This window comes from Bacillus sp. EB600 (assembly GCF_024494385.1).
GTDB lineage: Bacteria > Bacillota > Bacilli > Bacillales > Cytobacillaceae > JAEVLT01.
In genome coordinates this window covers 205136-227293 of sequence record NZ_JAEVLT010000001.1, presented here as the reverse complement: position 1 = coordinate 227293, position 22158 = coordinate 205136, and the positions used below count along the sequence as shown (strand labels likewise).

General features: G+C 37.7%; 21 protein-coding genes and 1 pseudogene. 13 read left to right on the top strand and 9 right to left on the bottom strand.

Annotated elements, in window-relative coordinates; translation table 11 throughout:
* Positions 1-12: 12 nt before the first annotated feature.
* Entirely contained in the window at positions 13-1737 is a 1725-nt protein-coding gene (gene poxB, locus JN080_RS01210; protein WP_256234049.1) for a ubiquinone-dependent pyruvate dehydrogenase, read from the bottom strand.
* Between the two features lie 380 nt (positions 1738-2117).
* Positions 2118-2255 (bottom strand): hypothetical protein, encoded by a 138-nt coding sequence (locus tag JN080_RS01205; RefSeq protein WP_256234048.1) that lies wholly within the window; start codon positions 2253-2255, stop codon positions 2118-2120.
* Between the two features lie 142 nt (positions 2256-2397).
* Here JN080_RS01205 and JN080_RS01200 point away from each other — a divergent pair, with 142 nt between their 5' ends.
* Together JN080_RS01200 and JN080_RS01195 are read left to right on the top strand one after the other, a co-directional pair.
* Positions 2398-2634 (top strand): DUF2249 domain-containing protein, encoded by a 237-nt coding sequence (locus JN080_RS01200; protein WP_256234347.1) that lies wholly within the window; start codon positions 2398-2400, stop codon positions 2632-2634.
* A 180-nt stretch (positions 2635-2814) separates the two neighbouring features.
* Positions 2815-4326: a carboxypeptidase M32 gene (locus JN080_RS01195; RefSeq protein WP_256234047.1), complete on the top strand. Its 1512-nt coding sequence runs from the start codon at positions 2815-2817 to the stop codon at positions 4324-4326.
* Positions 4327-4514: 188 nt separating this feature from the next.
* Here the strand turns inward: JN080_RS01195 and JN080_RS01190 are convergent, their stop codons facing one another.
* Genes JN080_RS01190 through JN080_RS01180 form a run of 3 tightly spaced genes read right to left on the bottom strand, consistent with a single transcriptional unit; the run spans position 4515 to position 6817 of the window.
* Positions 4515-6170 carry a b(o/a)3-type cytochrome-c oxidase subunit 1 gene (locus tag JN080_RS01190; RefSeq protein WP_256234046.1) on the bottom strand — a complete coding sequence of 552 codons (1656 nt, stop codon included), beginning with the start codon at positions 6168-6170 and terminating at the stop codon, positions 4515-4517.
* Entirely contained in the window at positions 6170-6646 is a 477-nt protein-coding gene (locus JN080_RS01185; protein WP_256234045.1) for a cytochrome c oxidase subunit II, read from the bottom strand. Before JN080_RS01185 ends, JN080_RS01190 begins: the two co-directional genes overlap by 1 nt.
* Positions 6647-6667: 21 nt before the next feature.
* The gene (locus tag JN080_RS01180; protein ID WP_256234044.1) at positions 6668-6817 is read right to left on the bottom strand and encodes a cytochrome c oxidase subunit 2A; all 150 of its coding nucleotides are present in this window, start codon (positions 6815-6817) and stop codon (positions 6668-6670) included.
* 765 nt (positions 6818-7582) lie between these two features.
* On the opposite strand from JN080_RS01180, the gene JN080_RS01175 reads away from it, so the two are divergent.
* The 5 genes from JN080_RS01175 (at position 7583) to JN080_RS01155 (ending at position 14937) form a co-directional block, all read left to right on the top strand.
* The gene (locus JN080_RS01175) at positions 7583-8674 is read left to right on the top strand and encodes a type III polyketide synthase (protein WP_256234043.1); all 1092 of its coding nucleotides are present in this window, start codon (positions 7583-7585) and stop codon (positions 8672-8674) included.
* Entirely contained in the window at positions 8671-9264 is a 594-nt protein-coding gene (locus JN080_RS01170) for an isoprenylcysteine carboxyl methyltransferase family protein (protein ID WP_256234042.1), read from the top strand. Before JN080_RS01175 ends, JN080_RS01170 begins: the two co-directional genes overlap by 4 nt.
* 282 nt (positions 9265-9546) lie before the next feature.
* Entirely contained in the window at positions 9547-13203 is a 3657-nt protein-coding gene (locus JN080_RS01165; RefSeq protein WP_256234041.1) for a dynamin family protein, read from the top strand.
* A gap of 15 nt (positions 13204-13218) precedes the next feature.
* Complete coding sequence (locus JN080_RS01160) at positions 13219-13959, top strand: nucleotidyltransferase domain-containing protein (protein WP_256234040.1); 741 nt, start codon at positions 13219-13221, stop codon at positions 13957-13959.
* A gap of 84 nt (positions 13960-14043) precedes the next feature.
* The gene (locus tag JN080_RS01155; protein ID WP_305473553.1) at positions 14044-14937 is read left to right on the top strand and encodes a 5'-3' exonuclease; all 894 of its coding nucleotides are present in this window, start codon (positions 14044-14046) and stop codon (positions 14935-14937) included.
* Between the two features lie 39 nt (positions 14938-14976).
* Here JN080_RS01155 and sspL read toward each other — a convergent pair whose 3' ends face one another.
* Complete coding sequence (gene sspL, locus JN080_RS01150) at positions 14977-15114, bottom strand: small, acid-soluble spore protein L (RefSeq protein ID WP_256234039.1); 138 nt, start codon at positions 15112-15114, stop codon at positions 14977-14979.
* A 384-nt stretch (positions 15115-15498) separates the two neighbouring features.
* On the opposite strand from sspL, the gene JN080_RS01145 reads away from it, so the two are divergent.
* Both JN080_RS01145 and JN080_RS01140 read left to right on the top strand, forming a co-directional pair.
* Positions 15499-15990 carry a divergent PAP2 family protein gene (locus JN080_RS01145; RefSeq protein WP_256234038.1) on the top strand — a complete coding sequence of 164 codons (492 nt, stop codon included), beginning with the start codon at positions 15499-15501 and terminating at the stop codon, positions 15988-15990.
* A 39-nt stretch (positions 15991-16029) separates the two neighbouring features.
* Positions 16030-16299, top strand: a complete 270-nt coding sequence (locus JN080_RS01140; protein ID WP_256234037.1) for a DUF6123 family protein — start codon at positions 16030-16032, stop codon at positions 16297-16299.
* Between the two features lie 84 nt (positions 16300-16383).
* Here the strand turns inward: JN080_RS01140 and JN080_RS01135 are convergent.
* Positions 16384-17312 (bottom strand): annotated as a pseudogene (locus JN080_RS01135) (DMT family transporter).
* A 4-nt stretch (positions 17313-17316) separates the two neighbouring features.
* Positions 17317-17718 (bottom strand): reverse transcriptase-like protein, encoded by a 402-nt coding sequence (locus tag JN080_RS01130; RefSeq protein WP_256234036.1) that lies wholly within the window; start codon positions 17716-17718, stop codon positions 17317-17319.
* A 158-nt stretch (positions 17719-17876) separates the two neighbouring features.
* Between JN080_RS01130 and JN080_RS01125 the strand changes: the two genes are divergently transcribed.
* On the top strand, positions 17877-18533 hold the full coding sequence (locus JN080_RS01125) for a reverse transcriptase-like protein (RefSeq protein ID WP_256234035.1): 657 nt from the start codon (positions 17877-17879) through the stop codon (positions 18531-18533).
* 29 nt (positions 18534-18562) lie between these two features.
* On the top strand, positions 18563-18739 hold the full coding sequence (locus tag JN080_RS01120) for a zinc-finger domain-containing protein (RefSeq protein WP_256234345.1): 177 nt from the start codon (positions 18563-18565) through the stop codon (positions 18737-18739).
* A gap of 47 nt (positions 18740-18786) precedes the next feature.
* On the opposite strand, the gene cspD is transcribed toward JN080_RS01120, so the two are convergent.
* Entirely contained in the window at positions 18787-18987 is a 201-nt protein-coding gene (gene cspD, locus JN080_RS01115; RefSeq protein ID WP_256234034.1) for a cold-shock protein CspD, read from the bottom strand.
* Between the two features lie 279 nt (positions 18988-19266).
* Here cspD and JN080_RS01110 point away from each other — a divergent pair, with 279 nt between their 5' ends.
* Positions 19267-19524, top strand: a complete 258-nt coding sequence (locus JN080_RS01110; protein ID WP_256234033.1) for a hypothetical protein — start codon at positions 19267-19269, stop codon at positions 19522-19524.
* Positions 19525-19912: 388 nt separating this feature from the next.
* Positions 19913-22093: a DNA topoisomerase III gene (locus tag JN080_RS01105; protein ID WP_256234032.1), complete on the top strand. Its 2181-nt coding sequence runs from the start codon at positions 19913-19915 to the stop codon at positions 22091-22093.
* The last annotated feature ends 65 nt before the right edge of the window (positions 22094-22158 follow it).

Here is a 22158-nt window from a genome sequence, read left to right as displayed (position 1 = left end):
TTTTGTGCTTTTTTAACGAAGCAGATTTGTTTCTGCAAGTTCAACTAATGTATTGCCTTCTCCGCTCAAGACAGCTTTTAACATCCACAAGGTAAATCCATGGGCTTGTTCAAAATTGATTTTTGGCGGAAGTGATAACTCCTGTCGATTAACAATCACATCCAATAATACGGGTCCATTATGTTCAAATGCGAGTTTAACCGCTGCTTCAAGATCCCCAGGATCTTCTACTCGTATCCCCTTTATTCCCATTCCATCAGCCACAGATGCTAAATTCGGATTTTGAAGTTCGGTACCGGTTTCCAAATACCCTGCAGCTTTCATCTCCAATTCAACAAAACTTAACGCACTATTATTAAATACGACCACTTTTACTGGCAATTTTCGCTGTTGCAGTGTTAACAGGTCGCCCATTAACATCGCAAGTCCACCATCTCCTGAAAGAGCAATTACCTGTCTTTCAGGATTTGTTACTTGAGCACCTATCGCTTGTGGCAGCGCATTTGCCATTGTGCCGTGGTTAAATGAACCCAAAAGCCTTCTTTTCCCGTTCATTCTAAGATAACGAGCTGCCCATAAGGTAGGGGTTCCGACGTCACAGGTAAATACCGCATCTTTGCTTGCAAGATCACTAATTATCTTTGTTAAGAACTGCGGATGGATGGGCTTTTTTCCTGCTTTTCCGATTGCTAAGTTATCAAGTTCTTTACGAACGTCACTGTAATCGGCAACATATTTATCAAGATGTTTCGATTTATGTTTTTTAGTAAGATAAGGAATTAAAGCTTCAATGGTGTCTTTAACATCCCCGCAGAGCCCTAAAGTTATTTCTGCTCTTCGACCGAGGTGCTCCGGCCGAATATCCACTTGCAAGATAATCGAATTTTTGGGATAAAACTGCCGATATGGAAAATCAGTACCCAGCATGAGAAGCACATCTGAATCCATTATTGCATCGAATCCTGATGAATAGCCAATAAGCCCAGTAAGACCTACCAAATAAGGATTGTCAAATTCAAGGTGTTCTTTCCCTCTTAGGGCGATGACCATCGGGGACTTTAATTGTTCACAAAGCTCCATTACTTGTTTATGAGCACCTTCACAACCTGCGCCACATAATAAAGTAATTTTCTTTCCGTTATTTAGATATTCGGCAAGTTTTTTTAATTCATCCTCTGAGGGTCTGATAATGGGATTTGTCACATGAAAAACCTGTTTGGGGACAGTTTCACTTTCAGGCAATGCAGCAACATCTCCTGGCAGCACCAAAACTGCCACACCTTTTTTTGAAACTGCATGCTGCATTGCAATCGTAACCATACGGGGCATTTGTTCTGCTCTTGTCAAAACTTCACTGAAATGGCTGCATTCCTTAAAAAGAATTTCAGGATGGGTTTGCTGAAAATATTCACTGCCGATTTCATTGCTGGGAATATGTGCTGCAATTGCCAGAACTGGTATCCGACTGCGATGGCAATCATATAACCCATTAATAAGGTGCAAGTTTCCCGGTCCACTGCTTCCTGCGCAAACAGCTATACTATTGCTTAACAGTGCATCAGCACCGGCGGCAAATGCTGCTACCTCTTCATGTCGGACCCCGATCCACTCAATTTTTCCAGAGCCCCTGATTGAATCCAAAACCGCGTTTAAGGAATCCCCGACAATCCCATAAATTCGTTTAATTCCTGCATGTAAAAGAGTATTAATAAGTAAATCTGCTACAGTTTGCTTCATCTTTTCCACCTTCTACATTCAAAGTAATTTAACTGTACGCTATTTATTTAGAGCACTTTCCTTGAAGTACATGGTTAGTTTGTCCTTTTAATTGTAGAAATTTCCTAGAAAAGAATTATTTTTTCTTTTTTCTGATTAATGGAGAGAGCTGGATATTAAGAAGATAAACTTTGTGGATTTTTGTTACTAAATTATCATGATTTATTTCTTTGAACTTTGAGCGTGTCTGACTGTCGGTTCTCTTGCTTTTTATGAAAGTATAAAGTTTTTGAAAATAGAAAACTGTCTAGGTCCGACGCACAGGAAGTGCTAGTGCCGACGTTGCCGCCAGGACGGCGGCGCTTTTAGTCGGTCAGCGCCCAGCGACTAGTGTACATCGCTTAACGGGTGCTTCCGCTTTTCTCATGACAATCAAAACAAACGATTTTCTTGTCATCAGTATAGATCGCATTAAAAAAACCATCTAAACAAAAAACCTCTTTGCCACAACAGGAACAACAACCGATTAATTCCTTCATTTTATTTTCCCCCTTTGCATTATTTTTGGCGAAGTGTGGTATAAGTAAAATCATTATAGAAGTGTGACAGGCTTCACTAAAATAGTAGCAAGTATTTTTTATAATAAAAAAGAAGTTAACGATATTAGAAGGAGTGAAAATGATGCAAACTTTCGCAAAGATTATTAATGTTCCAGATTATCCACCTCGTGAAAAACACCCAACCATAATGAATGCATTTGATGAATTAAAATCCGGAGAATTCATGCAAATTGTTAATGATCATGATCCTAAACCGCTTCAATACCAATTTATGATGGAAAGAACCGATCAATTCACATGGGAGTATCTTGAAGAAGGTCCCGAAACTTGGAGAGTTTCGATTGAAAAAAATAGGTAATGATTAACGTAAGTAATATGGGAGTATTTTTGTTCTATTATTTTTCATTCCATTCCCTTTTTTTACTATAGAGCTATTCTACAACAGAAATAAGCGTTTCTGTTGTTTTTTTATCCATATTTTGAATGAGCTTTAAAAAATATGATAAAATATGGAAAGAAAAAGAGAGGAGCATGGAGGATGAGTTTAAATACGGTTCAGCAGGAAAAAGAATTTCTAGAGTATGTTAAGAAAATGTCATCATATAATGAAGCACTTGCCCTTATTTATTGGGATTTGCGAACGGGCGCCCCGAAAAACGGCATCGAGCAAAGATCAGAAGTAATCGGTATGTTATCCTCTGAAGTATTTAAAATGTCAGTTTCTGAAGAAATGGCAGCCTATATTGCTAATTTAACAAGGAAAAACATTTCTGAAATTTCCCGAAAGGCTCTTGAAGAATGCAAGAAAAATTATGAGCGAAATAAAAAAATTCCTGCAGAAGAATATAAAGAATACGTCATTCTCCAGTCAAAAGCGGAGAGTGTCTGGGAAGAGGCAAAAGCAAACTCTGATTTTGCGATTTTTCGGCCATATTTAGAAAAGTTGGTAGAAATGACAAAGCGTTTTATTGATTACTGGGGGTACAATGGAAATAAGTACGATACTCTGCTTGACATGTATGAGCCTGGAATAACCGTTGATATTCTTGATCAGGTATTTAGCGAGTTAAGAAACAAACTTGTCCCTCTTGTGCAACAGGTAGCAGACTCACTGAATAAACCGAGATCGGGATTCCTATTTAAAACATTTACAAAAGAAAAACAGCGGCAATTCAGTTTAAATATTTTAAAGCAAATGGGCTTTAATTTTGAGGCAGGGCGATTGGATGAAACAGTTCATCCATTTGCGACAGGATTAAACCCAGGTGATGTTCGAGTAACGACTAGATATGATGAACAAGATTTTCGAACAGCCGTTTTTGGCACGATACATGAAGGTGGTCATGCTATCTATGAACAAAATATTTCAACTAACCTTATTGGAACTCCACTATGTTCAGGAACATCAATGGGCATTCATGAATCTCAATCGCTTTTCTATGAAAATTTTGTAGGCAGGAACTATTCATTTTGGCAGCATAATTATGATCTTTTGAAGACATATTCGAGTGGGCAGTTTGACCAAATTAGTTTGGATGATTTTTATCGGGCAATTAATGAATCAAAAGCATCGTTAATTCGAATTGAGGCAGATGAACTGACGTACCCACTGCATATTATCATTCGTTATGAAATTGAAAAGCGTTTATTTAATGATGAAATTGAGGTGAAAGACCTCCCAGATACATGGAATGCAATGTATGAAAAATATCTCGGCATCCGCCCTGAAAACGACGCAGAAGGTGTTTTACAGGATGTTCATTGGGCAGGTGGAAGCTTTGGCTATTTCCCTTCCTATGCATTGGGGTATATGTATGCTGCCCAATTTAAAAATAAAATGCTTGAAGAACTCCCAAACTATGATCTATTACTTGAAAAGGGGAATTTACTCCCAATTAAACAATGGCTGAATAAAAATATCCATCAATATGGTAAAATGAAAAAACCGCTTGAGATCCTCCAGGATGTGACTGGTGAAGGATTAAATGCACAATATTTAATTAATTATCTTACTGAGAAATATAGAGAAGTATATCTGTTAAACAACTAAAAAGCGGAAGCGCCTATACAGGCGCTTCCGCTTTTCTATTGTCTAGCTCCAGCATCCAGCGGCTAGTGTACTTCGCCCACTTCCCTACGATAAGTCAACATCGAATCACTTCGTTCTTCGTGTTTCCTTTATCTCAGTCAGTGTGCTCCAGTCCATACGCCGCTAAACGGGCGCTTCCGCTTTTCTTTTTACCAGGTTTTAAAGCCCTTTGAACCTAATGGAGCATTTTGAATCATATCGATAAATGGAATCGTGTAGGCAAAGAGGATAAGAAGAACAGCAATCCCTAACCATAGTTTCCAATTTTCAAATATCATTGGTGATGCTTCACTTGCATCCTCAGCTTCTGCGACAGGAAATTCTTCTTCGCCTTTCGGTGCAAAGAAGGCAAGATTCACAAAAATAACAAGGACGAGAATGATTCCAAGGAACAAAATGGACCCACCAATTGCTTGGGCAATTTGATATGGAATCCACTCAGCAGCTTGCTTCGCACCGCCATAGGTTGAGAAGGCTGAGCGGCGCGGCGCGCCAAGCAGACCCTCAGCATGCATGGCACCTGACATGAATGTCATTCCAATAAACCAAATCCATGCTTGAATGATCGCCAACTTGTTCATTTTTTTCGTTAATATCCGTCCTGTTAAATGCGGAATCAGCCAATAAGATATCCCAAAAAACGTTAAAACAACGGACGTAGCAAGCGTTAAATGGAAGTGACCAGTTACCCAAATCGTGTTATGAACCACTTGATCCATTTGGTTTGAAGCATTAACTATACCACCTGCACCAGCAGGGATAAACGCAGCCATTCCAATAAACGGTACTGTAAAGCGGGCATCATTCCATGGCAGCTTTTTAAGCCAGCCAAGTAAACCTGTCGCTCCTTTGGAACGGCCAAACCGTTCAAAAGTCGCAAACAATGCAAATGCTGTCATTAGAGAAGGTATGACAACTAAGAATGTTAAGACAACCTGTAAAAATTTCCATGCCGGATCAATCCCAGGCTCGGTTAATTGATGGTGGAAACCAACTGGGATAGAGAAAAGCAAGAAAAGAATAAAGGATAAACGAGCTAATGGTTCAGAGAAAATTTTCCCGCCAATAACTTTTGGAATAATGGCATACCAGCACATATATGCAGGTAAAAGCCAGAAATAAACAAGCGGATGGCCAAAGTACCAGAATAAGGTCCTGCTTACTAATACATCGACACGATCAACCAATCCCAATGACCATGGAAGTAGTTGAATTAAAACAGTGGCAGCAACGCCCAGCGTCGCAACAATCCAAAGAACAGTATTAACAACTGCCATATAGCTTAATAGTGGACTGGGTTTCCCCGGATTGTTCCGGCGCCAGCGCACATATGTCATAATCTGGGCAATTCCATCGATCCAGCTTCCAACAACGACAAATGTTAACCCAAGGTAAAAAATCCAATGTGCCTTTAGGGGAGCATAAAAAGTATAAAGAACAGATGCCTTGTTCGTCAAAATCATCGCTGCAGCCATCACTGTTCCAATTAGCATAATCCAGAAGCCGATCCAGCCGGCTCTACGGGCAGCTTTTGAATGAGTACCAGCGGTTCTACTGACAGCCGAATATTGGAACCCCATAATAAAGAAGGTAGTTAACACAAGACCAAGTAAAACACCGTGAACAGTTAGAACTTCGTAGTAACTAATTCCACCGGGAAGTTCAAATTTACCCGAACGAACGAGAACCTGTAAAAGTCCCATCAAACCACCGATCGCCAACGCTGCAAAGGCGACATAAAAGTGGGCCATTGACAATTTAGCATCCCGTGGATCAACTTTTATATTTGTTGTATGGTTCTCCATTATTTTACCACCTCGATTTTGGAAGTCATTAAAGCGTGACCTGCACCGCAATATTCATTACAAACAATTAAAAATTCTCCAGCTTTATGAAATGTTGCTGTATATTCACTGACATATCCAGGTTCAAGCATCATATTTATATCTGTTCCGGCAACTTCAAATCCGTGAATAACGTCTTTTGTTGTGGCAATAATTTTAACCTTTGCACCAAGTGGTACTTGGACAGTTCCTGGATTATAGTTAAATGCTGACGCCACAAAGACTAGTTCATAATCCCAATCTTTTCCTTCAACCTTATGTAACCCAGGTTTATTAAAAGGTGCAGTTTGATCAACCTTTTCTGAGTTCACTGTTGCTAAACAGCTAGGCGGCTTATTACCCAGATAGAAAGCGCTTATACCAATGACAGATAAGAAGACGATAAGCGCAACAATCCCAAAGCTAAGCCAAACTTTTTCTAATTTATGCATGTGCATAGCCTTTTCCCCTTTCTATTTTTATAAACGGCTGAGAAATAAGAAGTATACGCTTACCCAAGTGACAACGATGAATAGGCCCAAGAAACTAACTGAGACCATGGTGCCTTTCAGGGAAGATTTGTCTTCAATTTCTGTTTTCGTATTTGAATTAAGTTCCGTATTCGCCATCCTCTTGCACTCCCTTCTTAATAGTTAAAAAAAGACAATAATTTCTCTTTCATCATACAAAACAAATGGCAAATAAAAATATGATTTTTAAAAGTTCACAAATTGTTCATTCACTCATTTTCTACTATGTAAATAGTGAAAAAGCGATAGCACAGTGATTAAAGTCATGAATTCTTAATAGCGAATGTGAAAAATATGTGAAATATCACAGTAGTGATGTGACTAACGTTGTTGAATATAATTATTCGAAAGAAACTACGGGTTGCTATGATGAATTTCTATCACACTTAAATTGTGTTGAAATAAACTAATAAAAAGCATATTTTAGGAAGCGAGTGCTTTTAATATGGAGAAATTTTACTGCGAGCATTGCCGTTTACTTTATAACAAAGAGGAAGTTTGTAAAATTTGCGGGACGTTGGCAAATAAGAAAATTTGGATTGAGGTGCATTGGCAGGGATGTAAAAGAGTGTAAGGGAAAGGACTTCAAAGTATGGATATCAGCCCTAAGAAACAATCTATGATGTAAAGAAATTAGGCTCTAAGGGTTATTGCATCTTTAAACTTTAAATATTGATAAGCAAGCATTGGAAAAGTTTTGGCAATGAAATTTAATAATTCTGTGGTTATAATGGAGAGGCACAACAACACCTTCAAAACGTTTCGCTTCCCTTTGGTGGGGGAAGCTTTTTTTATGTCGAAATAGGAATAATTTACTTCTAGAAGAAAAAAATACTCCTAATAGATAGAGAAGGAGTACAAAGGATGCCAACAATTATTTCGATTGCAGAAGCAGTTCCCCCATTTGCATTAAAACAGGATGAAGTCATAACATTTTCCAGAGATCTTTTTGCGGATTCGTTTAGAGATATTGAAAGATTACTATGTGCATTTAAAAATGGACAAATTGAAAAAAGGCATTTTGTAAAAGAAATCGATTGGTATAAGGTTGATAGGTCTTTTGAAGAAAAGAACAATACATATATTGAAGCAGCTGTCACACTTGGCATACAAGCGATAAATGAATGCTTGAAAAACCAATTGTTTTTACAGGAAGAGATACCATATGAGCAAATTGATGCTATTTTTTTCATTTCGACGACTGGTTTGGCTACTCCGAGCATTGAGGCGAGAATTATGAATGTGTTGCCGTTTCGATCCAGCACCAAGCGTATTCCAATTTGGGGGCTTGGTTGTGCAGGTGGTGTCTCGGGCTTATCAAGGGCGGCTGAGTATTGCCTAGCCTTTCCCAATGCAAAGGTACTTGTTTTATCAGTGGAGCTTTGCAGCCTAACTTTTCAAAGAAATGATCACACTAAGAGTAACTTGATCGGAACATCGTTATTCGGAGATGGGACTGGCTGTGCATTGGTTTGCGGTGATCGTGTTGGGATTAATAAAATTCGAAAAAAAAATGCAAGTCCTTACATTGTGGCTGTACAATCCAGGCTGATGCCGGATTCTTTGAATGTGATGGGTTGGAATATAAAAAATGAAGGTTTATTTGTTGTTTTTTCACGCGATATTCCCCACATCATTGAGGATTGGTTAAAACCAAACGTCAGTCAATTGTTGAAAGAAAGTAAAATAAGCTTAGAACAAATTCATTATTTTATCGCACACCCTGGGGGGAAGAAAGTTCTCGATGCTTATGAAAAATCTTTAGGCTTTCAGCCTTCGATGACAAAATTGTCATTTGAAGTATTAAAACAGTATGGCAACATGTCCTCCGCCACGGTTTTTTTTGTCATGAAACGGCATATGGAGCTAGAAATTGAAGATGGCGAATATGGGCTTTGCGCAGCACTGGGTCCAGGATTTAGCTCGGAATTACTATTATTGAGGTGGGCTTCATGAGGGACCTCCAGCTTTTTCTCCTTTGTTATGCGTTCATTATTTTACAGCGAATGATTGAACTTTTTATTGCTAGAAAAAATGAAAAATGGATGAAGAAGCAAGGCGCAGTTGAATTTGGCCAAAAGCATTATCGGTATATTGTGGTTATGCATATTCTTTTTTTTATCGTCTTACTTGGCGAAAAGATTTTCAGAAATCAGAGTATTAGCTTGATGTGGCCGTGGTTAGCAATCGCTTTTATACTTACACAATTGATTAGGGTCTGGGCTATTTCATCCTTAGGAAAATATTGGAATACAAAAATTATTGTTCTGCCAAATGCAACTATTATTCGAAGTGGACCATACAGTTTCATTAGACACCCCAACTACACAGTTGTTTCTTTAGAACTATTGATCATCCCGCTCCTGTTTAATGCCTATTTTACAGCAGTCATGTTTACTTTCTTTAATATCATCGTACTACTCATCCGGATCCCGGAGGAGGAACAAGCATTAATCACCTTAACAGAATATAAAGAAAAATTTGCAGGCTGCAATCGGTTCCTTCCGAAAATCATAGATAAATCTACAATTAACAAAGATGATTGAAAATGATTATCGGTTATGATAAAATTAAGTAAAATTGAAAACGCTCTCATAATGGTTGCAGTTAAGGATGGTGTAGGGGATGACTCTTGTCTTTGTAGGTGGAACAGTAATTATTTATGCTATGATTTTACGACACATATTAAAAAATGTCGCACATTGAAAAAACTAGGGAAAACGGACCCCTAGTTTTTTTTTGCATAAGAGTATATAAGAATAGGAAAAGTTTGAATTATCGTTTAAAATAAAACTTATTACAAAGTTATATATAAGGGGAAATAGTTCATGATTCAAACAGTGGATCGTCAGGAGACAATTCGAACATTAAAGGGGAAGCTTTTAACTGCATATGAGTACTTACTTAACCAGCATGATCAAGAAAACGCTGGAAAAGTTAAGCAATTAGCGCGTAAACTACAAAATGAGGAATTTGCTATTGCTTTTTGCGGCCATTTTTCTGCCGGAAAATCAACGATGATTAATCGCTTGATTGGGGAAAATTTGCTGCCATCGAGTCCAATTCCGACAAGTGCCAATCTGGTAAAGGTAAAGGCAGGCGAAGAGTACGCAAAGGTATTCTTCAAAAATGAAAAACCGCGTTTATACCTTGCACCATATGATTATAAACTAGTGAAAAATTACTGTAAGGATGGGGATCAAATCAAGGAAGTTGAGATCAGCCATCAAGATACACAATTACCAACTAATACCGTTATTATGGATACTCCCGGTATAGATTCAGCAGATGATGCGCATCGAATTGCTACGGAATCAGCGATACACCTCGCCGATTTAATTTTATACGTTATGGATTATAACCATGTGCAATCAGAGTTGAATTTTATTTTTACAAAGGAGTTAACTGAGGCAGGAAAAGAAGTTTACTTGGTTATTAACCAAATTGATAAACACTCCAATGAGGAGCTTTCTTTCGATGAGTTTAAAACAAGCGTGATTGAATCGTTTGCATCCTGGGGAGTAAAACCGGCTGATATTTTTTATACCTCTTTAAAAAGAGATGACCTTGGATTTAATCAATTCTCCCAATTAAAGGATTTTATTGGGGAAAGGTTAAAAGATAAGGATGCTTTACTCATCCAATCCATCTTTCATTCTTTACAAAAAATAATCAAAGACCATCTGGATACATCAACGAAAAAGCATGATCAGGAGCTTGAGCCTTACAAGAATATCCTCAATGAATTGTCTGTTAACCAGCAAGAGGAAGTAGCTGAAACCTATGGCAAACTAAGTAAGGAGCTAAAAGTATTAGGTAATGGTATTGGAACGGCAGAACAGGAATTTGATTCTGAGGTTAACCAAATTATGAAGAATGCCTATTTAATGCCGTTTCAAACAAGGGAATTGGCTGAGGCCTACCTTGAGTCATGTCAGCCTGAATTTAAGGTCGGATTCCTCTTTTCAAAACAAAAGACATTAGATGAGAGACAGGCGAGACTTACTCGCTTTTATCAGGATATTCTTGATAAAACCAAATCCCAGATAGAGTGGCACTTGCGCGAGTTCCTGATCGGTTTAGTAAAAGAAAAGCGGATCGACAATTCAGACTTACTTTCTAAAGCTCAAGATTTCCATGTTCATTTCCCAATCGAATTGTTAGCTGATGCTGTTAAAGCAGGTGCACGTCTATCAGGCGACTATGTTTTAAATTATACGGATGATGTTGCAAATGAAATAAAAAGGGCCGCTAAAAACACTTTAATGGAGCTTAAGACAGAATTATTGGATGCTTTAAAGCAACGAAATGCGGAAATTCAGGAAAGACTATCCAAAGAAACGGCAAGATTGGAACGGTATATAACTGCATATGAGGAAGTAAAAAGAGTTGAAGCACAAGTTAAACTTGAGAAAACGAATCTGGATAAGCTGCTAATCCAATCAAATTACCTGAAGAATGATCCATTTAACCTATTTGAACAAGATGATGAAGAATTCGAAGTGGTTTATGGGGATTCTATACCATTCGAAAGCCCAAAGAAAAAAACTGAGAATGTATCATCGAACGAGCCGCTCCCTAAAGAAGAGGTTGTCTTACCCGCTGCAACGGATCGGACGAAGAATACAGTTGAAAAACTGCTAAATACATCACAGCTAGTTCAGACACTCCCAGGCTTTAGCAAGCTTGCCCGGGAATTGGAAGAGAAAGCAGAAAGATTAGATCATAAAGGCTTCACTGTTGCCTTATTTGGGGCATTTAGTGCTGGTAAATCTTCGTTCGCGAATGCGTTGATCGGGGAAAAGGTACTGCCTGTTTCTCCGAACCCAACTACAGCTGCAATAAATAAAATTAAACCGGTTAATGAATCCTATCGTCATGGGACTGTTCTTGTTAAGCTTAAAGAGGATCATGCAATGCTTGAGGATGTTAATCAAGCCTTAAAAATATTTGACCTTCATGCGGAGAACCTTTCTGCTGCATTGTCGAGTGTAGAAAAGATAGGCGAGCATTTGAGTCAGGATGGTCCGATTGAAAAGACTAATTATACTTTTTTACAGGCATTTAAAAAGGGATATCCTGCTTTTAGGGACCAGCTTGGTACATTATTGGAGACAACCATAACTGATTTTAGCGATTTTGTAGCGAAGGAAGAGAAATCCTGCTTTGTCGAGTGGATTGATCTGTATTATGATTGTCCGTTAACCCGCAAAGGAATCACCCTTGTTGATACTCCCGGAGCAGATTCAATTAATGCACGCCATACCGGTGTAGCCTTTGATTTTATTAAAAATTCAGATGCAATTCTGTTTGTCACTTATTATAATCATGCATTCTCAAAAGCAGACCGGGAGTTCTTAATTCAGCTTGGCCGCGTTAAGGATTCATTCCAATTAGACAAAATGTTCTTTATTATTAATGCGATTGATCTGGCAGATAGTGAGGAAGAGAAGGAAACTGTAGCTGAATATGTACAAGAGCAGCTGCTAAAATATGGGGTTCGAAATCCGCATTTATATTCCTTGTCAAGTTTAAATGCGCTCAAGGAAAAACACGAAAAAACAACCACTCCTGTTTCGGGTATGGTAGATTTTGAAAAGGCTTTTTATCATTTTATTACGAATGATTTAGCAAACATGGCGGTTACTGCATCAGAGAATGAACTAAATCGTGTTTATAAATTGGTAGGAAAGCTTATTGATAATGCTAAAGAGGATGCTACAGTTAAGCAACAAAAACGGGTGAATATTGAAGCAGAGAAAGCAAGAATAAATGCAATTCTCAAGCAACAAACAGCTGAAAATTTAAAAAATCGTCTGTCTCAGGAAACGGAAGAATTAATTTATTATATAAAGCAACGAGTATTTTTCCGGTTTGGTGATTTCTTTAAAGAAGCATTTAATCCGGCTGTATTACGTGATGATGGACGAAACCTTAAAAAAGCTTTGCAGAATTCGTTGGAAGAATTTTTGGGGGAAATTGGGTATGACCTTGCACAGGAAATGAGAGCAACGACTGTAAGGCTTGACCGCTTTGCGGAAAAAATAACAGCAGAATATCAAACTACTCTTATTGAAAGACTCCTTGAAGTCAACCAAGATCTATCTTTTTCAGCTTTTGAGTTTACCAATAAGCAAGAAATTCAATTTCAAATGGCTTTTAAAGATATCAATTATCAGCTATTCTCAAAAGCAATGGCTTATTTTAAAAACCCAAAATCATTTTTTGAAAAAAATGACAAAAAATTAATGAGTGATGAAATTTATCATGTTCTTGACATACCTGCTGACGAATATTTACAAAATGAACGGAAACGGGTAGCTGCCCTATATGGGGATGTAATTGAAGGTGAGTTTTCTGGGCTACTAGAGCAAATGACTGAACAGGTGGATGACTTTTATTTAAGTCTGCTTTCAGCTTTAGACGGCGGTGTACCAATCGAACAATTAATTGAAGTTCAACAAAGATTAACAGAACTTTTATAAAGGGTGATAGCATCAATGAATGATTGGTTGTCCAGTATTGAAAAGGACTATGAATTAGATATTCTCTTTGCCTGTGAGGCTGGAAGTAGGGCGTGGGGGCTAGCCGGAGAGCATTCGGATTTTGATATTCGCTTCATCTATCGCCATCGCAGCTTAAAGCAATATCTTTCTTTAAAAAAGGCCCAATCGGTAATGGACTTCCAATCACCATTCGATGTAAGCGGGTTTGATCTATTTAAAGCTTTTGAACTGATCTCAAAGTCCAATCCCAGCATCTATGAATGGGCTTTTTCTCCGATTATTTACAAAGATATCGGCCAGTTTTCAACTCAGCTTAAAATGGTGATAGAAACAAACTATTCTCCCTATGCATTATTTAAACACTATCGTTCGCTTAGTAAGCGTAATATAATAGAAGTATCCAAAGGAAGTTACTCTCTAAAAAAGCAAAAGCAATTGCTGCAGGCAGTTCGGGCTGAGTTAATTAGGACAGGTATCATGAAAACAAAAAAAGTCCGATCACCATTTGAGTTTATCGAAAATGCGAAAACGAATTATTCAAACATGTCTTCAGCTTATTTCACCATCACGGAAGCAAAAAGAAATAATGAACTTTTACTCCCTAAAGAAGTGGAGAATCTGATTAGGTTGCTGCAGTTTTCATTAATAGAGACAGACGAAGAAAATGAAATACCAAAAATCCAATCATCGATTGATAAACTTGATAAATGGATTTGGAAAATTTTAGGTATTTAATGACGTATCTAAATGATACATGCTTTCCTATGATATAATGGGAAGGCATTTATTTTTTATAAACATTTAAGAGGAGGAAACAAGTTGGAAAAACAAAAGCCTTCCCTCATGCTTGTAGATGGTATGGCTCTGTTGTTTCGTGCTTATTACGCGACTGCTGTAACAGGGCAATTTATGATAAATTCGAAGGGAGTTCCAACAAATGGAATTTTCGGTTTCATTAAGCATTTAATGACTGCAATCTCATCGTTTCAGCCAACACATCTTGCTGTTTGTTGGGATATGGGAAGTAAAACCTTTCGTTCTGAATTATATGATGGCTACAAAGCGAATCGATCTGAAGCACCTGTGGAGTTACTACCGCAATTTGATTTAGTAAAAGAGGTTGTGAGCGCATTTGATATCCCGAATATTGGCAAGGTTGGATTTGAAGCGGATGACTGTATTGGTACGATAGCAAACCAAGCCAAAGCTGACGCCAATGTTTCGATCTTAACGGGGGATCAGGATATTCTTCAACTGCTTGACGAAAGTATTTCGGTCATTTTACTGAAAAAGGGATATGGCAATTATCTGGTACACACACCAAAGACTTTTTTCGAAGATAAAGGGATTAAGCCACAGCAGATGGTCGATTTAAAAGCATTGATGGGCGATCCAAGTGATAATTATCCAGGTGTAAAAGGAATTGGAGAAAAAACTGCCTTAAAGCTTTTGCAGGAATATGAACATGTCGAGGGAATTATTTCGAATCTGGATAAGCTTTCAAAGGGAAATAAAACAAAAATTGAGCAGGATCTCGACATGCTTCACCTTTCAAGAAGGCTTGCTAAAATAAAATGTGATGTCCCGGTAAGCTGCAGCCTTGATGAGGCAAAGATTAAATTTGAAAAAGAAAAAGTACTCGACAAATTTTCTGATTTGGAGCTTCGTGGTCTTCAGCGAATTCTTCCACAAGAAGATGCAATTGTTTCCTGAATTTAACTAAGGCTGTCCGCTTAAGGACAGCCTTTTCCATTACTTTGTATTTTTCTTTTTAGCAGCATTTTCTAATTTACTTTTGGGTTCTTCAGCGAATTCAGCATCCTGTCCATAGCCCTGTGGAGTTACGCCAGGAGCCTTCACTCCCCGGCTTGCCCCTTTTTTTTTACCCATTATTCATCACCTCCCAATGTTTTTAGTATTTCCATGGAGAATAATAAAACACAACTTTCTTAACAATAAAGAAAAGCGGAAGCACCCGTTCAGCGACGTATGGACTGGAGCACATCGACTGAGATAAAGGAAACACGAAGAGCGTAGCGATTCGATGTTGACTTATCGTAGGGAGGTGTGGGAAGTACACTAGTCGCTGGGTGCTGGAGCTAGACAATAAAGAAAAGCGGAAGCACCCGTTCAGCGACGTATGGACTGGAGCACATCGACTGAGATAAAGGAAACACGGAGCTATAGTCGATTCGATGTTGACTTATGGTAGGTAGGTGTGCGAAGTACACTAGTCGTCGGGTGCTGAGGCTAGGACAATAGAGGTGAATGAATATGAATAAAGGTGTTTATTTGGCCCTTTTCAGTATTGGATTGGCACAAGGGTTGAAAATTCCAATTCATTATATGAAAAAGAAGGAATGGAGGCCTGATTTGTTTTTTCAAACTGGGGGAATGCCCAGCTCTCATTCAGCAGGAGTATCATCGCTTACTACCTATATTGCTTTACGCCAAGGTCTGCCCACATTTGACTTTGCTTTGTCGTTGGTCTATGGGTTGATTGTTATGTATGATGCCCAGGGCATTCGCCGGCAAACAGGTGAACTTACACTAAAGGTTAATTCATTAGATGAGTTGATGGAGAAAGTTTCAAATAAAGAAAAAGTTCAGTTCAAAGAAAATTCGCCAAAAAAATTAAAAGAAATGCTTGGCCATGAGCCAGATGAAGTAATGGGGGGAGCGTTGCTAGGAATTATTGTTGGAATGATTGGGCACGTATGTACGAAAAAGGATAGTAAAAAAACGAAATTTCAGTTAAGATTTTAAATAGATTGCTTAAAGTTTGTTGGAGAGGAAGTTACATTATTGCGGACAGTGGAAGAATACTTACACGACTTACAGGGGAAGGGTTTTCATTTTCAAGAGGATGTGACTGGGTTTATCTATTTTGGAAAACACTATACAAACGCCTCTGATGAAATCATCATTACAGTGATAGAACTGACATTAAAGACACAGAAAAGCTTCGATGGCAGTTTTTATCTTTCGTTGCTGGAAACACTGACAGCAAATAAAATAAACACAAGAGTTGCAGCTTTACTATATGTAAAAGAAAAACAATTGCTAGCGGTTTAAGAACAAAAGCTTAAAGCGCCTGAGTAAAAAATAACTCCCTGTTTGCTACTTGGGAGTTGTTTTTATATCATAAGTTGGTAAAGCTTAAGAAGTTCTCTTTGCTTCTTGTAATACTTTTTGACCTGGCAGCCTTTTTTTAAAAGGAAGTTCAGGTAAAATCATTCCTAAAAAAATAAGAGTACAGCCAAATATAGCATCATTTGTCAAGCGGTCATGTGCCCAAGCAAAACCAGTAACAGCAGCAAAAACTGGTTCCATCGCAAAAATCAGTGCTACTCTTGTGGTGGTTGTGAATTTTTGAAATTTTGTCTGGGCCAAAAAAGCTAATGCGGTTGCAAATACAGATGTAATGATTAAAGCTATAAAAACATTAGTAGAAAATAAAACATCAGTATGAAAGGCTGCTTGCCAATTTTCAAATAAAACGGTTGAAAAAATCGAAAGTACTGATACCGTTGAAAGCTGAATAATCGTTAATAGGAGAGTTGGGTACTGACTGGTAAACTTACCAGTAAAAATAATATGTAAGGCAAAGCAAATTGCACAAATAAACACAAACACATCGCCAATGTTTAACCCCGATATATCTGTTGCAGTAAGCAAAAACAAACCAATTGTGGCAACGACTACACCAATAATAGCATTTTTGCTTAAAGTTTGCTTTAATAAAAGCATCGAAAGTAAAGGAACCAAAACCACACTTAATCCGGTAATAAACCCTGCTTTGGATGAGGTGTATATAATAAGCCAATTGTTTGCGTTGCATAGCCGAGAAAAAGCCAAACCCCAATGAACACTCCTGTTAGGATGAGTTTTTTGTTTAACTGCTTTAGTTGTTTTTTTTCAAATAAAAACAGCCAAAAAATCAGAATAATAGCAGCAATAAAAAAGCGGATTCCATTAAAGGAAAACGGCTTAAGGAAATCAATTGCATTTTGAACTAAAACAAAAGTAGAACCCCAAATTATGGTAATGAGCAATAAAGTGATATCAGCAAAAATTGGCTGTTTCATGGTGTCACTTTTCTCCTGTTCTGCTTTTTTGAATGGCTTTTCTAGCAAGCTCATCAGCAACCCTGTTCTCACTGCTTGGAATCCATTTCATAAAAAATAAATCAAACTGTTTGGAAAGTTCCAACGCTTCCTGAAGTAATGGAGCAAATTGTTGATTCTTTGCAAACTCCTTTTCAACAGCACGGTTAACTAATTCTGAGTCAGTTCGAAAGGATACAACCGTGAATTTATTTTCTAGGCAAATTTTTAAAGCATGTATGAAAGCTTCAAATTCTGCTTCATGGTTTGAAATGTTTCCGAGTGGAATCGAGTATCTTTTAGTAAGGCCATTTCCTTTGATAAAGATTCCTGCCCCGCTGGGCCCAGGATTTCCGGCACTAGCACCATCGATATAAACTTCGATCAATTTGTTAGCCTCCACATCTGAATAGTTACTGAAAGTTTATCATAATTTTTCACAATCAGTCATAAAAAATGAATCTGCTTTTTACTTTTGCTAGCTGGGCATGATAACGAATAAGTGAAATGATCAAGATTTTAGGAAGAGTAGAAAGGTTGAAAAAAATGAAATATAAATTGGAATGGATGTATAAATTAAAAGAAAACGGAAAAATTCTTTTTTCCTCTGAATTTATTTCTGGAGAAGTAGCCATACAAGCTGGCGAAGAGTTAGATAAGTCAGGAAAGGTTACTGACCTTTTATTCTATGATGAAATCGGGACATCTTGGACATTAAAAGAAGTGAAAAAACTTAACTCTGAAATTGAAGAAGACCCACACGAAGTCACTCTCTACTTTGATGGCGGTTTTCAGAAGGAATCCAATCAAGCTGGGCTTGGGGCTGTTATTTTCTTTAAACAAGGAAAAAAGAAGTTCAGAATCCGAGCCAACGAACAATTTGACGAATTGGAAACGAACAATGAAGCAGAATATGCAGCCCTATACTTTGCTCTAAGCTTACTTGAAGAGCTGGGGGTTCACCATCTCCCGTGCGAAATAAAAGGGGATTCACAGGTTGTTTTAAAACAGCTTGAGGGTGAGTGGCCTTGTTATGAAGAAGTTCTAAATAACTGGCTGAACCGAATTGAAGAAAAAATTAAAAGCCTTGGGATCGTAGCAAAATATACTGCGATATCAAGGAACGATAATAAAGAAGCAGATAAGCTGGCCAGTCAGGCACTTGAGGGGAAAGAGATTTTTGCTAAAACACAATTACTCTAGAAATTCGGGGTGGAAACAGCTTGAAGAACATGACAAAAAAAGAACTTTTTGAAAATGTTGAAAACATAATGGAACAATATTGTAAGGGGTGCTTTTTGCATAAACATTTAAAAAAGGAGTTCGGAAAAAGAGCCGCACATCATTTTTGCATTTCAGAATGTACCGTCGGTGAGCGACTTAGGGAATTTGGAAAGAGGCTTAGTTAATTAAAAAAGGCTGGCAGCTGCCAGCCCTTGGAATTTTATTTTTAAAATTAAAGTTTTACAACATTCGCAGCTTGTGGTCCACGATTTCCTTCAACGATTTCAAAGGAAACTTCTTGACCTTCTTCTAATGATTTAAAACCATCACCCTGGATCGCGCTGAAATGTACGAAAACATCATCTCCGCCTTCAACTTCAATAAAACCGTAACCCTTCTCGTTGTTAAACCATTTAACTTTACCGTTTTGCATAAAATTCTTCCTCCTAAACCTTTTCAAGACACCATTGGCACCTATGTTAAATATTTTCATGAACAGATCAGGCGAAAAATTTAAAACCTATTCTGCCCCATGATGCTTATAATATACACGAATGCAAGTGGACAGTCAAGGAATGTAAGCGTTATCTTATCCAAAAAGATGCGTTTAAAATAACAATTGAGATAAATTTGGAAACTAGCAATCACACATAAAATTAGTCTTTTATCATATCTTTAACTAAATAGTAATTTAAATAAAGAAGGTGAAGTTATGTACCGTTTTTCAATAAAGGGGGAAGAATGGATTGTAAGATTTTCACCGCAAATTTCGATTGAAACTGAAGAAAAGAAAGCAATCCTGCAATCAATCCTTCATATCGAAAATGATTTAAACTTGTTCACACATGGAGATGCATTTTTAGTAGTCAATAAAAACATTGGCATAATTGTTTTTAAGGTGGAAAGAATCCCCTCCTTGATTCTAACTGTTAGCACTATTATTCCGGAAGAAAATTGTTACTTCCAATGATAAATTCATAGAAATGAAGGAAGAAGGTTTATAAGGGTACCTTGAATGGTACTTTTTTTATAGTTTATTTTGAAATTTCAATGTTGAATTGTCATAAGAATTGATTTTAGCAGGTCTTTTTCCAAGAGTCATAATAATCTCTATTAATTAATCCTTTGATTTAACCGTTTATAATTAGCAGCAATTGATCTCCTCCATTTTTCGGAGGAGATTTCTTTGCTGAGGTTAGTAATTCAGCGTTTTATCGTGGAGCTTTAGCCCTGTCAGGTAAAAGCTCCAAGGGCGTAAGTCAGCCTGTTCGATGGATAATTCCAATTTATTTAGTCTTTACGAATGGACCGTTCAATGGGAAAATAAATTGGATGCGAAAAATAGAGGAGCCATTATTATGGAATTAATAATTGCAGAAAAACCGGATCAAGGGGCAACATTAGCGTCAATTTTTAAACATAAACGGCAGAGCGGATACATTCAAATTTTGCCAAACGAAATTTTCACAAACGGTGCATATGTAACATGGGCAATCGGCCATTTGTGTCAATTGGTACCACCTGAAAGGTATCAGCCGGAATGGAAAAAATGGTCTATAGATTCGCTGCCAATGATTCCTAACCAATTTCAATATGAAGTAACGAAAGACAAAGCCAAACAATTTGCGATTATTAAAAAGTTAGTATCAGACAACAATGTCACCGAAATCATCCATGCAGGGGATGCTGGGCGAGAGGGTGAATTAATTGTCCGAAATATTCTTAGGTTAGCAAATTGCAAGAAGCCGATGAAAAGATTATGGATTTCATCCTTAACTCCAAATGCAATTCGAGAAGGTTTTAAAAAACTGCTAACGGAAAATGAAACGCGCAATCTGTATTTTGAAGCGTATACAAGGGCATGTGCCGATTGGATTGTGGGCATGAATGCATCAAGATTATATAGCTTACTTTTACAAAAAAAAGGCTTTGCAGATGTATTTTCAGTTGGGAGAGTACAAACACCAACGTTAGCCCTGATTGTCAAAAGAGAAAGAGAAATAGAAGACTTTAAAACAGAACCATTTTGGGAAGTTTTAGCTCATTTTTTAATAAATGGAAAGAAATATACCGGTAAGTGGCAAAACGACGGGGAATCACGTATTAGCTCGAAGGAATTAGCAGCTAAAATCGCTGCATTTTGTCAAGAAAAATCAGCTGAAGTAGCAGACGTTATTTCCGAAAGGAAAGAGTTTTACCCACCATTACTTTACAATCTTTCTGCTTTGCAGGCTGAAGCAAACAAGCGCTATAAATTCTCTCCGAAGAAAACCCTTGATATTCTTCAAAAGCTTTATCAGAAGGGGAATGTTTCATATCCACGTTCTGATTCAAGATATGTAACCATTGAAGAAGCCAAAACATTTCCTGATATTTTAAAAAAACTTGGGGGAACAGCGGATTTTGAAAAATACTTTCCGCTTCCAGTATCCTCAATTTCTGATAATAAAAGGTATGTGAATGAAAAGAAGGTTACGGATCACTATGCGATTATTCCAACCGAACAAATCCCTAATCTAGAGAAATTGAGCCCAGAGGATCGGAAAATTTATGATCTAATCGTAACCAGTCTAATCGCTGCCCACTACAATAAAGCGATTGCGGAATATACAACAGTGACAACTCTCGTTGACGGACGTGCAACATTTGTTTCAAAGGGAAAGGTCCAAATTGAGGAAGGCTGGCGGAAAGTCATTTTCACAAAGGATAAAGATGAAGAGCCAGTACTGCCGCAGCTTGAAAAAGGTGAAAAAGGCAAAACAAGTAAAGTAGAGGTAAAAGAAGCACATACGCAGCCGCCAAAACGGTACACGGAAGGGCAGCTTATTACATTAATGAAGTCTGCGGGCAGGCATATTGAGGATAAAGAACTTGAAAAGGTCTTGGCTCAAACCGAAGGCCTTGGCACTGAAGCAACACGAGCTGGAATTATTACGATGTTAAAAGACCGCCTTTATATCGAAGTAAACAAAAATTTGGTTTACGCAACCGCAAAGGGGAAAATTTTAATTGATGCAATCGGCCAGCAAATACTTGCCTCCCCGGAAATGACGGCAAAATGGGAACAAAGGCTTAAAGAAATTTCGCACGGTTCAGCTTCACCAAAGCATTTTATTGAACAGACAAATAAAATGGTGTACCATCTGATTTCATCGAGTGTCGATCAAGCGATGAATTGGGTATTTGCAGAAGAGGACCGGGAAAACTTTTCACCCAGCAAGAAAAGTACAAAGCGGACAGTAAAAATAGGACAATGTAAAAAGTGTGATGGTTTTCTGATCGATAAAGGCAGCTTTTATGGCTGCAGTAATTTTCATAAAAATCATTGCGATTTTACCATTTCTAAGAAAATCCTTGGGAAGGCTATTACACAAAAAAATGTTAAAAAACTTTTGCAAGAAGGGAAAACTGAGCTGATTGAAGGTTTTGCCAACAAAGATAAAACCTTTAATGCAATGCTAACCTGGGATGATCATGAAAAAAAAGTAAAGTTTCTATTTGTTAACGAGAAGAGAGAGGAGACATCCAAGGAAAAATAACAGTTTTTTAAAGAAATATAGTTTGTTGGTGAGATATTACCTTGTCTGTACTTTTCATCTATAGT

Coding starts and splice junctions, on each gene's coding strand:
- JN080_RS01170 (WP_256234042.1), top strand. CDS start 8,671: ATGAGGGACCTCCAGCTTTTTCTCCTTTGTTATGCGTTCATTATTTTA.
- cspD (WP_256234034.1), bottom strand. CDS start 18,987: ATGCAAAACGGTAAAGTTAAATGGTTTAACAACGAGAAGGGTTACGGT.
- JN080_RS01205 (WP_256234048.1), bottom strand. CDS start 2,255: ATGAAGGAATTAATCGGTTGTTGTTCCTGTTGTGGCAAAGAGGTTTTT.
- JN080_RS01120 (WP_256234345.1), top strand. CDS start 18,563: ATGACAAAAAAAGAACTTTTTGAAAATGTTGAAAACATAATGGAACAA.
- sspL (WP_256234039.1), bottom strand. CDS start 15,114: ATGGGTAAAAAAAAAGGGGCAAGCCGGGGAGTGAAGGCTCCTGGCGTA.
- JN080_RS01160 (WP_256234040.1), top strand. CDS start 13,219: ATGAATGATTGGTTGTCCAGTATTGAAAAGGACTATGAATTAGATATT.
- poxB (WP_256234049.1), bottom strand. CDS start 1,737: ATGAAGCAAACTGTAGCAGATTTACTTATTAATACTCTTTTACATGCA.
- JN080_RS01180 (WP_256234044.1), bottom strand. CDS start 6,817: ATGGCGAATACGGAACTTAATTCAAATACGAAAACAGAAATTGAAGAC.
- JN080_RS01195 (WP_256234047.1), top strand. CDS start 2,815: ATGAGTTTAAATACGGTTCAGCAGGAAAAAGAATTTCTAGAGTATGTT.
- JN080_RS01200 (WP_256234347.1), top strand. CDS start 2,398: ATGCAAACTTTCGCAAAGATTATTAATGTTCCAGATTATCCACCTCGT.
- JN080_RS01105 (WP_256234032.1), top strand. CDS start 19,913: ATGGAATTAATAATTGCAGAAAAACCGGATCAAGGGGCAACATTAGCG.
- JN080_RS01185 (WP_256234045.1), bottom strand. CDS start 6,646: ATGCACATGCATAAATTAGAAAAAGTTTGGCTTAGCTTTGGGATTGTT.
- JN080_RS01190 (WP_256234046.1), bottom strand. CDS start 6,170: ATGGAGAACCATACAACAAATATAAAAGTTGATCCACGGGATGCTAAA.
- JN080_RS01110 (WP_256234033.1), top strand. CDS start 19,267: ATGTACCGTTTTTCAATAAAGGGGGAAGAATGGATTGTAAGATTTTCA.
- JN080_RS01165 (WP_256234041.1), top strand. CDS start 9,547: ATGATTCAAACAGTGGATCGTCAGGAGACAATTCGAACATTAAAGGGG.
- JN080_RS01125 (WP_256234035.1), top strand. CDS start 17,877: ATGAAATATAAATTGGAATGGATGTATAAATTAAAAGAAAACGGAAAA.
- JN080_RS01175 (WP_256234043.1), top strand. CDS start 7,583: ATGCCAACAATTATTTCGATTGCAGAAGCAGTTCCCCCATTTGCATTA.
- JN080_RS01145 (WP_256234038.1), top strand. CDS start 15,499: ATGAATAAAGGTGTTTATTTGGCCCTTTTCAGTATTGGATTGGCACAA.